Genomic DNA, 12,284 nt, shown 5'->3' with positions numbered 1-12,284 from the left:
CCGAAAATACGTTATTTACTCGATAGGCCCCAATTTGTATACATTGTAAATTTGGATAGTGTCAGTAGAAAATGATGGTACAGGAGCGGTGAGCTGAAGATGAATGTACTTGTGTTGGGCGGTACCGGTACGGTAGGAAGTCAAGTCGCGGCAAATTTGGTCCGGCGGGGGGCGGGGGTTCGGGTGTTGACCCGGAATGCCGATGCCGCGAAGCGGTTGCCCGCATCCGTCAGCGTTTATCCGGGAGATTTGGAATCGCCCGATACGCTGGTAACGGCTTTTGATCAAGCGGATGCCGTATTTTTATTAAATGCCCTCTCTCCCACGGAAACCGCTCAAGGCCTAGCTGCGGTTGAAGCGGCTCAAAAAGCCGGCGTCAAAAAAATCGTGTATTTATCGGTACCGATGCCGGAAGACTCCAAGCATATTCCCCATTTCAAAAGCAAGATTCCAATTGAAGAAGCGGTTCGGCAGTCGGGAGCCAAGTACACCATTCTGCGTCCGAACAATTTCTACCAGAATGATTACATGTTTCGGGATGCGATACTCGGTTATCGAATTTACCCACAGCCGATCGGTTCGATCGGATTGAATCGCGTAGACGCAAGAGATATCGCGGAGGCGGCCGTGAATGCGCTGCTTCTGGACGGCTATGAGGGCAAAGAGTATCCGGTCATCGGTCCGGATCCGCTGACGGGGGAATCGATTGCGAGCATTTACACCCGTATATTCGGAGAGGAAGTCCGTTATGGCGGGGACGATTTGGACGCCTGGTTTGAACAAGCGCGAATGGTTCTCCCGGAATGGTTGGCTCGCGACTTGAAAATCATGTATCGGTATTTCCAAGAGAAGGGCCTGGCGGCGACGGAGCGCGATTTCGAGCTTCAGCGCGAAATCCTCATGCGGGAGCCGATTTCCTTCGAAGCATTCGTTGCCGAAACGGCGGCCGAGTGGAAGATCAGCCGATAGAAGGCTTTATGTTTCGAAGGAATTGGAGTGAATGACGGATGAAAAAGATGCTAGTATGTGCCGTTAGTTTGCTTGTTCTGTTAAGCGGCTGCGTATCGGGGCATGAGTCGGTCAGCATGGTGGCCGCTTCGGAGCAAAGCGCCGGGCTGTCGTTCGAATGGATGTAGAGTTTCAGGCCGATAAAGAGCAGAAAAAATAAAAGGAATTAATGGGGTCGGCTTATCGTGATGCATGAGGCTGACTCTTTTTATTGTCTAATCCATGGGGGCCGGATTATTGGCAGGGAATGACCGGTTGAAGATCGAATCTTTCCGATATTGGAACGGAACGCTGAAGGGGGAGTTTCGATGCTCCATATCGTCAACGGAGATGTTGTCGGCGCTAAGTTGAGAAAGGCGAATATTCGCGGAGATATCCTGGTCTGGAGAGAAGTGTATCCGGTCGGCCCGGTATTCGTTGAGATGGACGAGCTCCATCAGAGGTCGCCTAGAGCGGAATATTTGGAGAGAACCCTGGGGATTTCGGCAGATGATTATTTGACCCATTATAAGTCGCAAGAACAGATTTTGCTAAACTTCCGTAATTACGACGAGATTGTATTCTGGTTCGAGCATGATTTGTTTGATCAGCTCATGTTATGCTATTTATTGAATTGGTTTTCAAGGCGGTCAATTGGGCATACAAAGCTAAATTTGCTATGTATCGGCGACTACCCGGGGATTGATTTGTTTCGAGGATTGGGCCAGCTTACAACCAAACAGTTGGAAACATTGGCAGGTGCGTGGCAGAGGATCGGACAGAAGGAGCTTAAGACGGGCAGCAGAATCTGGGACGCATACGCTTCCCCGGATATAGTAAGGCATGTTGCAATTTTGCATGAAGACACGTCGGCGCTGCCCTTCGCTCACGCGGCTCTTGAACTGCATGTATCCCGTTTGCCTTCCGCAAGGAATGGGCTGGGAATCGTAGAACAGACAACCTTGGAGCTTGTCCGGCATGGGGTGGATACCCCGCGCAAGCTGTTTAAAGAGATCGGGAGCCGCTTAAGCTTGCTAGGAATGGGTGATTTGGAATTTTGGTATCGGTTAAGGAGCATGTCGGAACAACCGAATGCATTATTAGAGATCCGCGGTCCTCATACAGTTCCTGATTATCGAAAGGAAGCTGCCCCTTTTGAAAACTGCGAAGTCGCGTTAACGGAGGTAGGGATGGAAGTAGCAGCAGGGGAAAAGGACTGGCTGAAGGTGAAGGGAATGAATGAGTGGTACGGTGGCCTGTGGCTGCATGGAGATTTAACATGGCGATGGGACGCTGAGAGAAAGCAATTGGTTTATAGGGAATAAAGGAATAACTTGCCGTTTGGACGAGAGGATCTTCGGCCACGAATGTCGATTTGACCGACCGGGTTTTCCTCGGCTTAAAGTATGGGCTCATGCCGGTATTTTTTTTTAATGACGGGTGCGGCTTTATCTGATTTGTTTGCGAACGATTACGGCGATTGCGGGTTCCATGTAATCCTTCCGCTTTTCTATGCGCACTCAATATCGCCTCGTGGGCGCTGCGTCCGAAGAGCCGCAAACTTTAAGGAAGCGGAAACCCCCATGTGCCGCGCGAGCCCTATTTACATACATTCTGTATGTATGTTAAAGTAAACCTATCCTGACTGAGAGGGGTTGTTGATGTGAAAGTATCCAGTTTTTATCCCGTCATTCTGACAGAGCAAGTTGTTACGACGGCAGCATTTTATATGGAGCATTTCGGATTCGAGAAGATGTTCGAAGCGGACTGGTATGTAAGCTTGAAAATGTCCTCAAACGACATCCCGTTCGAGTTGGCTATTCTCGACGCGGCCCATCCGACCATTCCCGACGCCTATCGAACCAAAGTAAAGGGACTGATTCTTAACTTTGAGGTAGACGACGTTGATGCGGAATACGAACGTCTGATTCGGGGAGCCAAGCTTCCCCTCGAGCTTGAGATCCGGAGCGAGGATTTTGGACAGCGGCATTTCATCACTTCCGATCCCAACGGGATCTTGATCGATGTCATTACCGTCATCCCTCCGACCGGTGACTTCAACAGCCAATATGTCGAAGAGATCTGGAAATAAGGGTACAATCATTCATGAGCTCGTTTGGGCGCATACATGTCTGATGAATGGAGAACTTGCCGATCATGAGGAGAAGCAAAGCAGAGACAACGGAAACGATACGTAAATTGATCGAAGTCGCCAGAACCCATTTTACCGTGTACGGCTATGCGAAAGCGGTATTGGAATCGATCGTTCATGAAGCGAATCTAACGCGTGGAGCGGTTTATCATCATTTTCGCAACAAGAAAGAACTGTTTCGGGTTGTACTGGAAGATGTCCAGCGAGAGGTTGCCGAAAGGGTGGAGAGGGAAGCTTCGACAAGCGAAGATTCGTGGCAGCAGCTCTTCTTAGGTTGCCGCGCATTCATTATGGCTGCTGTTGAAGAGCGAAATAAGCGAATCATGTTGATAGATGGCCCGGCGATTCTAGGTTGGGAAACTTGGAGAGAGATGGATAAGAACCACTCCATGCGTTTATTGAGGGAGCAGCTTGGAATCATGCAGAAACAAGGGCACTTACGCATGATTCCTCTCGATGCCCTGACCCACTTTATTTCGGGCGGGTTAAACGAAACGGCTCTCTGGCTTGCCAATGAGTCCCTGAAACCGAGCGCGCTGGATGAAACTACGGAGGTTATTCGCGCATTCTTGGAAGGATTCAAAGAAAGTACCGGTCCCGGCGTTCACGGCCCGACCGCCGACTAACTCCTCGATCCGCAAAAACAAGCCCATCGGACTTCTGCGATGGGCTCCTGTTTTCATTCCCCGCCCCCCTATTCAAATACCGTTTCAACGAAACTCCCGGTATAACGAATTACCGCATACTTGGAATGTTGTTGTTCCTCTAAATCTTGAGGATCAAATATGAAAACTAAGACTTCCCGTTGCGATATCATTCCCGGATAAGAACCTAATCTTTCTTCAATCGAAAAAATTCGGTTTTGATCGTCCCAATGCATTCGCATAATCGAGTAATTGCCATTCTCATAACTATAGTTGTCGCCTTCATCTTCGTAGAAATCAAAAGTCGCATTTTGACCTGCATACACTCGAACATACAATTGATCACGAGAACGATCATTCGTAGATTGAATTTCATCCCCCATAGGCAGGATGGATCCCGAACGAACAAACAATGGAATTCGCTCCAAACGAGAGTCACACTCCAACGTTTGACCGCCATCGTAAACTCGATGATTCCAGAAATCAAACCATTTACAACCTTCAGGTAAATAAACTTTTCTGGTCTTTATCGCACCTTCTATAGGTTGCGACCCGACATTGAAATACATAGGCTCGGTAACGGGATTGACGAGCAAGGCAGGACCGAACATGAATTGGTCTTTGATGTTGAAAGTTCTAGGATCGTGCCGGAAATCGAACGGCAGCGCTCGTAGAAGCGTGTAATCATCATGGTAAATTTGAAACGCAAGAGAATAAATATAGGGCATTAATCGATATCTCAGGCATAGAAAGTTGTTAAGCGCATCGTAGAACGGTTCGCCTGGCTCACCGAATTGCCAGATTTCGCGGGGCGTATCCGTTCCATGGGATCGGAACATGGGCAGAAAGGTGCCATATTGAAACCATCTCACGTACAATTCACGGTAGCCCGAATCTTGAACGCCTTCGTTATAATCTCCGCTCCAAAACCATAGATCAGGTTTGTTTTGGACAAAGAATCCCCCAATGTCCATCGTCCAATAGGGTGATCCCGTCGCGCAAAAATTGAGCGCATCGGGTATTTGCTTGCGCAGCGTTTCCCAATTCGCGGAAATATCGCCGGACCAGGTAATCGTACCGTATCGATGTTGACCCGCATAGGCAGAACGGGTCAAGTTAACCACGCGTTTGCTTTCTGTCGTTTTGCGTTGTCCTTCGTAAATCCCGCGAGAATGGAGCAATGAATACGCGTTGATATATTCGGGATCCAAATAGAGCTTCGCTTCCTCTGTATTAATACGCATCCGTTCTTCCGGTTCAAGTTTGACGGAGCCGTTCCAATCGGCCTCGAACGGTTCGGTACAATCGCACCACCATGCGTCAATGTCATAAGAAAACAACCCCTCATTGGCTTGCTTCCAATAAAGTTCCCGGGCTTTTTCCTGAAACGCATCGTAATTCGCGCGATTTCCTAGAAGGCAATTATGCTCCGCCATCTCTTTGTGATTGTCGCTATTGGGATTCATAATCGGCCAAATGGAAACCATGAGGCGCGTATCAAGCCGGTGCAGCTCCTCCATCATTTTCTTTGGATCGGGGAAGCGTTCAGGATCCAATGTCTTCTGCCCCCAAAGCTCTCCTGTCCAGGACTTCCAATCCAATACGATGCAGTCTATTGGCAACCCGCGCGAACGGTATTCACGTACCGTGTCAATCAATTCTTGCTGCGATCGATACCGTTCCTTGGATTGAATGTAACCGTACGCCCATTTCGGCAGCATAGGCGCCTTGCCAGTGATATATCTTATCCCTTTCACGATATCATCAAATTCCGGTCCGTATATAAAATAATAATCAAGCTCGTCATCCACCTCGGTCGACAAATAGGAGCCGAATGCATCGTCATGGAATTTCATCAACGAATAGCTATCCATCAGAATACCGTATCCCTGCGTCGAGACGAGAACGGGAATGACCGCTTTCATATTTTGCTGATAGAGAAATTGGTGTTGTCCCCGCAAATTCAACATGCCTTCTTCGTGCGAGCCGAGTCCATATAGGGCTTCGCCTTCAACCCATTCAAACTCTAGCTTCGTATGGTAAGCTTTTCTGTCGATTACCTTCGTAATCTTATCCGCCCGGACTCTAAGTCCATCGGCTCCTTGTCCCGCTTCCAGCACGGCATTGCCGTCAAAGACCGATTTGACGACATCGATCGGTACGAGCGTCTTTCCCCCACGGGCGGGCTCTTTCGCCAAGAGGTTGCCGCTAGCATCCAAGTAAGTAAAAGCGCTTGTACGCTTATCCATTCTGATAACGAGATCCGTTGTACGAAATTCCAAATGATTGATCTTGTCTTCAAAGGAAAACGGAACCGGCTCCCCTTTCGTTTCAACGACCATCAGACTTGGTTTATGGCTAAATTCCGCTTCCTTGGTGAAACGGACTCGAATAATCTTATCCGAATAAGGAGTCAGCTTCAGCATTCCTTCTGTCGTTTCGAGCCATAAACCATCCTGCATCGAGACGCTCTGTATAATTTGCACAGGATCCCCCTCTTTCGTTAACCTTTTACCGATCCGCTAGTCATACCGGCGATAATGAAGCGTTGTCCTAACAGATAGAGGATGACGACCGGAAGAATCGTTAGGATAATATCCGCGCTCACCAAATTCCAAGACTGTTGGAATTGTCCGAAGAAATTGTAAACCGCCAAGGTCATCGGCCATTTTTGAGCGCTGTTTAAATAGTAGAGCGGCAAAAGAAATTCGTTCCACGTATTTAAAAAAGATAAAATGAAGACGGTCACCGCTGCCGGCTGCAGCATCGGAAAGATCACCGAGAAGAAAAGGCGTTTCGGCCCGCACCCGTCGATAACTCCCGCCTCATCGAGCTCTCGCGGCACGCCTCCAATAAATCCGTACAATATAAATACGCTGAACGGAATTTGCGTTACCATGTACAGAACGATAATTCCTGCTCTTGTGTTTATGAGTTCCGTCCATTGCATCACGTCAATCAAGGTGAAGTAATTCATCGGCAATGCAATTCCCATGAGAATGAACAAGTAAACAACCCGATTTATCCTTGTCTTATTACGAGCCAGCACATAAGCCGCCATAGCTGAGAAGAGTATGCAAAACAAAGAAGAAATACTGGAATAAGCAAAGCTATTGAAGAAAGAATGAACCAGCTTTCCCTTTTCGATAACCGTCGAGAAGTTTTGGAATTGCAGTTCAGCGGGCAAGTTAAAGTTCATCGAACTTGCCTCATAAGAAGTTTTAAAAGCATTAATGACGATGAGCAAGATTGGGATTATGGCGATGATGCTGATCAAACCGATCACAAGATTCAGAATCGAATTTCTCATCCATTTGTTTTTCATTCAATTCTGTTCCTCTCTTGACATTAACTTGATGGCGAAATAGCCCAGCAGAGTCATGATGAAAAACAACACGGTTATTAAAGCTGTACCGACGCCATAACTTCCAAGAGAAAACTGACTGAACACTTGCGTATAGACAACTTCCGTCGCGTATCCCGGTCCTCCATTCGTAAGGACGTATACCGTGTCGAAAACTTTAAGTCCGTATAATAGATTCAAGACGGTCGTTACCGTAAGCGCGGGCATCAATAAAGGGACGGTAATAAATCTGAATTTCATGAAAGCGTTGGCTCCATCGATTTCCGCGGCTTCGTAATAAGAATTGGAAATGGCTTGCAGACTGGCTAACAAGATGACCATAATGTAGCCTGCGCCTTTCCAAACATCAACCGCAATAATCGATTTGAAGGCCCACTGAATATCCGTCAACCAATGTTGGGTCCACGCATTCAGCCCGATCGCCCGTAAAGCCTCATTCATGAATCCTTGCTGGGGTTCGAAGATTGATTTGAATATGATTCCAACTACAAGCATCGGTATAACAGCCGGCAGAAACAGGATGACGCGATGCAGGCTTTTCCATTTGATTCCTTTATTCACGAGAACGGCTAAGAGCAACCCGATAACGGTTTTAATCATGATCGTTGAAATCGTGAAAATTACCGTATTCTTTATTCCAAGCAGGTAATTTTCATCGGATGAAAAAATCGTCTTGAAGTTGGCGAGTCCGACAAAGTGAATTTCTTTGGCATAGCTGTTCCAGTCCGTTAAAGATAAGTAGATCCCCATCAAACCAGGAACAACAGTAAAAACAACGTAAAAGCATAACGCAATCGAGACAAAATAAAACGGATACATTCGTTTCGTCATCGTGGTTTCCCCGTTCTCTTTCGACATTCGATAAAAGCAAGGCTCGATAATAACCGATGTTATAATCGAGCCCCGTTTTATCATTCGCCGATTTTATTTCCAGTTCGAATCTTTCGCGGTTTTCGCTAGTTGCTCGCGTCTTTTATCGATGTTTTTCAAAATATCTTTCGGCGTCATTTGCTTGCCGATCATTGCGGTCATATCTTTGCCGATATCCATCCATTGTGGATTCAAGTAATTGATGGCCGTTTGATATACGGTGCCCGTGTGTTGACCGTAAGTATCGAAAAACGCCTTTTGATTCTCATTGAATTTGGCTTTAACTCCCGAGAAATTCAGATCGGTAAATTTGGGTTCGTTATCAAGCAAATATTGGAGATTTTCCGGTTGGGTTAAGTAGGCAAAGTACTGTTTGGCCTCGTCGATATGCTTGGAGCTGACGGATATGAACTTGCTTGGCGCCGCAGGGTTAACGTTCAAGCCTTGGTTGTCATTGAGCGGAATCGGGAAAAATCCGTAGTCCGCCGCGCTGCTGCCAGGAACGGCCTTTTCAATCTGCGCCGGCAAGCCGATATTGTAAACCGTCATCGCATATTGGCCGCTGGCCATATTCTTCTCGGTATCGGCGTAGGTGTTGGACAAAGCATTATCGCCAAAGAAGCCTTTTTGCATCAATTCATTGAATTGGGACAGCGATTGCTCCAGAACGGCCGCATTTTCGAACTTTTCTTGGTTGTTAATTAATTTACCGGCAAGCCCCGGATCCTGTTCTTCGTATCTTACCCCCAACTCGGGGAACCAGAGTACGTGGTGCCAACCGTCGGAAACCGGCTCATAGATCGGCGTAATACCGGAAGCCTTGATCGCTTCGCAAACGGAGAGGAACTCCGCGTAACTTTTCGGAATGCTCAATCCGAGCTTTTCGAAAATTTTCTTGTTATATACAATAATCCAGCTGGAGCTCGGATCCCATATCGTCAGCGCGTAGACTTTGGAATTCCAAGTTGCTTGCTCAATGAACAGAGGATCCTCTCTTTTTACCCACTCTTCATTCGTCAAATCGACCGCGTTATTTTCAACATCGTACAAAGGACCTAAGTCGAATTTGCCGCTCTGCCCGCCGAAGATGTCAGGCGCTTCCCCTGCCGCCAGTTTAGCCTTGAGCACATTGAAGTATTGATCCGAGGGTACGATTTGATAGTCGATATGAATGCCGGTTTGCTCTTCGAATTTTTCGGCCAACTTCATTTCCGGCTCTTTAATCCAGTCTTGACTTGCTAAATAGGACAGGGTCACGTCCTTCTTCTCCGAAGCGGAGCTTTCCGTCGCGGCTGCCTGACTAGGAGCACTGCTTGCTTCACTCGATGCTTGCGGCGAATTTCCATTGTTCCCGGAATTACCGCAGGCGCTCAACAATCCGCCCGCTAGTCCGAGCACTAGAAGCATGCTCAACGCTTTCTTCATGCAAAACTCCCCTTCACATTGTTTTGTAACCGCATTCACATTATGCAATTTCATTATAGTAAAGCGCTGTCATGTCCTCCATGCAGATGTTTGTGTGTTTGATTTGTATTAATTTGCCGAGGGTTGACAATTGTTTCCCACAAGATGCACAATGAGAGGCAAATCAACGTCAGAACGGGTGGTATATTCATTTGCTGCGAATGCCGCGTTCGATCCGTTCGATCCTGTTTCTCACCTATTCGACGATTATCATTGTCGGAATCACGATTTTATTCGTTCTTTTTTATTTATGGGCTTCTAACCTGCTTAAAACAAAAGCGTTTAACTCCATATCCGAGTTGTCCGCAGCGCTTCAAACGCAACTGGATCTGGAGGTGCAAAAATTAGATTCCGTCTCCGTCAGTATCTTATATTCCAATCTCATTACCGACCGTATCTCGGCGTACGAACCTTCAGGCATTGAAAACGAGCCTCTTTCTTCTGACCCCAATCATCCACGTTTAAAAAAGTCTAACACCGATCTTTACGATATTTTGGTTGCATTGGTTGGTCCTTCTTACCCCGTACAACAAGTTTACCTGCATTTATTTTCGGGAATTTCCATTGGAGTAGGTTTCGATAACAGCCAAAAGAAAAGCGATATTTATAGCCAGCCCTGGTTCCATCTCGTAAATGACAGCAAGAACAAGAAAGTGCTCCTTCTATCGGAGTCGAACGCGGGTACCGTAAATTTAAAAAAGAGCGTATCTCTGTCGTTATTCCGCCGTTTCTCCGACAAATATAATACTCCTGAAGGCATTGTTGAAGTTAAGCAGGACTACAACAAAGTATTTAACGGCTTCATCAAACTAGCCAAACACAATCCATCTCTTGAAAAGGTTATCATTTATACCAATGCCGGTGAAGTCATATATCCGTATGAATCCTCCGAACAGGTCAAACAATTCGTGAATCGCATCCTAAGCAATCCGTCGAATAACTTTTCATCCGATCAACGCATGTATATCAACGATCCAATAGCGAGAGACAAAGTTCTGCTTACGATTAAGCACTCTGAATTAACGAACTGGAATATTGCTGTAATGATTTCAAACAAAACCCTGATCTCTCCGCTCAACAAGTTCACGAAACTGGCTATCCTGGTTACTTTGGTTATCCTTTCCTTTCTCATCATTTTGTCTTATTTTGCATCCAGAAAAATAACTCGTCCTCTAAGCGCTCTCAATAAAACGATTAAATCAATGAGCTTGGAATCTCTCGTTTCCGGCACCGCGGCCGAATTAAACAGCGGTTTAAACGAATGGGACAGGCTTCATGCTTCTTTCGTGAAAATGAACGCCCGGCTCAAAGAGTCGTTTGATCAATTGTTGCTCTCGCGAACGCAAGAGCTGCAAGCTAAAATAACCGCGCTTCAGTCCCAAATGAATCCGCATTTTTTGTACAATTCACTGGCGACGATTAGCGCCATGGCTTATGAAAAGATGTATGAACAGATTATTGTCATGTGCGACAATTTGTCCGACATGATGCGATATATTGCAACTGACGAATCCTCTCTTGTGGACATTCAAACAGAGCTCAACTATACCGAAATGTACTTGACGTGCATGAAACTTCGTTATGGAGATATGCTTTCCAGCACAATTCATTTCGATGACTCGATTCAAAGAATTCAAATCCCCAAGATCATGATCCAGCCGCTCGTCGAAAATGCGCTAAAATACGGAACGAAAACAAGTCCTCCCTGGATGATATCAGTCAGCGGGAAAATCCTGGATAATCGATGGATTATTGAAGTAGCGGATAACGGTCCTGGGTTCGAAGATCAGGAATTCGCACGGTTATTCGAACAAATTAAAGAGATCGAAGACAGCAATGTGCTTCCGGCTCTTAGATTGCAAGGCATGGGGCTGCTCAATGTATACATTCGGTTGAAATTGCATTATGGCCCTCAGATGGTATTCGATGTTCGCAATCTGCCTGATCGCGGTGCTGTCGTTACGGTTGGCGGCCCCCTCTACTTGAAAGATAAAGGAGGATAAGGGAAATGAATCCAATTACGATTATCGTCGCCGAAGACGAACCTTTGCTGCGTAAGACACTTGTCTCACAGATACAGAATACGGATGAACTTTTCCAAGTGATTTGCGCTTCAAATAACGGAGAAAGCGTCTTGCAGTTCATGAAAAACACGCAAGTTCCGGATATTATTATCACGGATATCCACATGCCCGTTCTGGACGGAATTGAACTCATTAACACAGTGGAAAAGATTTACCCCTCGGTAAAAAAAATCATTATCAGCGGTTATAGCGAGTTCGAGTACGCGCGACAGGCGTTGAAAATGAATGTGATCGATTATTTGCTCAAACCCGTCAAAAAAAAGGACTTGGAAGGTCTGCTCTCTGGATTAAAAATACAGATTGAGAGCAAAAGATCGGATTTGAGATCTCCGACCCCCTTGTCCAAAAAGCAATATTCACCCGAAGAAACGGTAAAGTCGGTAGCCGAGTTCATTAAATCTAACTATTATCGGGAAATCAGCCTCGAAGATATTGCGAGACAATTTAACATTAATGCTCCGCATTTGAGCAAGATTTTTTTGAAATTTGCCGGGGAGTCTCCATCCAAATACATCATGTCGCTCCGAATGAACGAAGCCAAGCATCTGCTCTCGCTAAAAAAAGAGCTTACCGTCAAAGAGGTTGGCGAAGCCGTCGGTTATCCCGATCCCTTTTACTTCAGCCGTATTTTCAAGCAGTTTACGGGAATGACGCCAACCGAGTATAAGAGCCGGTTAGCGAATGAAACCGACGAAAACAGGACCTAGTTTCCCAAGAAG

The 12,284-nt window shown here is 46.4% G+C and carries 11 protein-coding genes and 1 pseudogene; 8 read left to right on the top strand and 4 right to left on the bottom strand.

Going from position 1 to position 12,284, the window contains the following annotated elements; genetic code table 11:
• The first annotated feature begins 99 nt into the window (after nt 1–99).
• The 6 genes and pseudogenes from GE107_RS08845 (at nt 100) to GE107_RS08830 (ending at nt 3,765) form a co-directional block, all read left to right on the top strand.
• Nucleotides 100–969, top strand: a complete 870-nt coding sequence (locus GE107_RS08845; protein ID WP_219639313.1) for an SDR family oxidoreductase — start codon at nt 100–102, stop codon at nt 967–969.
• A gap of 38 nt (nt 970–1,007) precedes the next feature.
• Nucleotides 1,008–1,136, top strand: coding sequence for a hypothetical protein (locus GE107_RS26515; RefSeq protein WP_255570326.1), 129 nt, complete (start codon nt 1,008–1,010; stop codon nt 1,134–1,136).
• A gap of 180 nt (nt 1,137–1,316) precedes the next feature.
• Entirely contained in the window at nt 1,317–2,312 is a 996-nt protein-coding gene (locus tag GE107_RS08840) for a DUF1835 domain-containing protein (RefSeq protein WP_219639312.1), read from the top strand.
• Nucleotides 2,313–2,370: 58 nt separating this feature from the next.
• Nucleotides 2,371–2,554: pseudogene (locus GE107_RS26510) on the top strand (DoxX family protein); the annotation flags it as partial.
• Between the two features lie 96 nt (nt 2,555–2,650).
• On the top strand, nt 2,651–3,079 hold the full coding sequence (locus tag GE107_RS08835) for a VOC family protein (protein ID WP_219639311.1): 429 nt from the start codon (nt 2,651–2,653) through the stop codon (nt 3,077–3,079).
• A 65-nt stretch (nt 3,080–3,144) separates the two neighbouring features.
• Complete coding sequence (locus GE107_RS08830; RefSeq protein WP_219639310.1) at nt 3,145–3,765, top strand: TetR/AcrR family transcriptional regulator; 621 nt, start codon at nt 3,145–3,147, stop codon at nt 3,763–3,765.
• Nucleotides 3,766–3,833: 68 nt separating this feature from the next.
• Here GE107_RS08830 and GE107_RS08825 read toward each other — a convergent pair whose 3' ends face one another.
• From GE107_RS08825 to GE107_RS08810, 4 genes are all read right to left on the bottom strand, one after another.
• Complete coding sequence (locus GE107_RS08825; RefSeq protein WP_370636316.1) at nt 3,834–6,269, bottom strand: glycoside hydrolase family 31 protein; 2,436 nt, start codon at nt 6,267–6,269, stop codon at nt 3,834–3,836.
• A gap of 17 nt (nt 6,270–6,286) precedes the next feature.
• Nucleotides 6,287–7,108, bottom strand: coding sequence for a carbohydrate ABC transporter permease (locus GE107_RS08820; RefSeq protein ID WP_219639309.1), 822 nt, complete (start codon nt 7,106–7,108; stop codon nt 6,287–6,289).
• Nucleotides 7,109–7,978 carry a carbohydrate ABC transporter permease gene (locus GE107_RS08815; protein ID WP_219639308.1) on the bottom strand — a complete coding sequence of 290 codons (870 nt, stop codon included), beginning with the start codon at nt 7,976–7,978 and terminating at the stop codon, nt 7,109–7,111.
• A gap of 93 nt (nt 7,979–8,071) precedes the next feature.
• On the bottom strand, nt 8,072–9,442 hold the full coding sequence (locus tag GE107_RS08810) for an ABC transporter substrate-binding protein (protein WP_219639307.1): 1,371 nt from the start codon (nt 9,440–9,442) through the stop codon (nt 8,072–8,074).
• A 200-nt stretch (nt 9,443–9,642) separates the two neighbouring features.
• Between GE107_RS08810 and GE107_RS08805 the strand changes: the two genes are divergently transcribed.
• Together GE107_RS08805 and GE107_RS08800 are read left to right on the top strand one after the other, a co-directional pair.
• The gene (locus GE107_RS08805; RefSeq protein WP_255570347.1) at nt 9,643–11,484 is read left to right on the top strand and encodes a sensor histidine kinase; all 1,842 of its coding nucleotides are present in this window, start codon (nt 9,643–9,645) and stop codon (nt 11,482–11,484) included.
• Nucleotides 11,485–11,489: 5 nt separating this feature from the next.
• Nucleotides 11,490–12,272 (top strand): response regulator transcription factor, encoded by a 783-nt coding sequence (locus GE107_RS08800; RefSeq protein ID WP_219639305.1) that lies wholly within the window; start codon nt 11,490–11,492, stop codon nt 12,270–12,272.
• Nucleotides 12,273–12,284: the final 12 nt, after the last annotated feature.

Origin of the sequence: Cohnella sp. CFH 77786, assembly GCF_019400745.1 — a bacterium.
GTDB lineage: Bacteria > Bacillota > Bacilli > Paenibacillales > Paenibacillaceae > Cohnella.
The sequence above is the reverse complement of the archived record's forward strand: the minus strand, read 5'-3'. Positions and strand labels throughout refer to the sequence as shown.

Bases quoted from the DNA above. Each gene is read 5' to 3' on its own strand.
- GE107_RS08810 (WP_219639307.1), bottom strand. From the start codon at position 9,442: ATGAAGAAAGCGTTGAGCATGCTTCTAGTGCTCGGACTAGCGGGCGGA.
- GE107_RS08815 (WP_219639308.1), bottom strand. From the start codon at position 7,978: ATGACGAAACGAATGTATCCGTTTTATTTTGTCTCGATTGCGTTATGC.
- GE107_RS08830 (WP_219639310.1), top strand. From the start codon at position 3,145: ATGAGGAGAAGCAAAGCAGAGACAACGGAAACGATACGTAAATTGATC.
- GE107_RS26515 (WP_255570326.1), top strand. From the start codon at position 1,008: ATGAAAAAGATGCTAGTATGTGCCGTTAGTTTGCTTGTTCTGTTAAGC.
- GE107_RS08840 (WP_219639312.1), top strand. From the start codon at position 1,317: ATGCTCCATATCGTCAACGGAGATGTTGTCGGCGCTAAGTTGAGAAAG.
- GE107_RS08845 (WP_219639313.1), top strand. From the start codon at position 100: ATGAATGTACTTGTGTTGGGCGGTACCGGTACGGTAGGAAGTCAAGTC.
- GE107_RS08820 (WP_219639309.1), bottom strand. From the start codon at position 7,108: ATGAAAAACAAATGGATGAGAAATTCGATTCTGAATCTTGTGATCGGT.
- GE107_RS08800 (WP_219639305.1), top strand. From the start codon at position 11,490: ATGAATCCAATTACGATTATCGTCGCCGAAGACGAACCTTTGCTGCGT.
- GE107_RS08805 (WP_255570347.1), top strand. From the start codon at position 9,643: ATGCCGCGTTCGATCCGTTCGATCCTGTTTCTCACCTATTCGACGATT.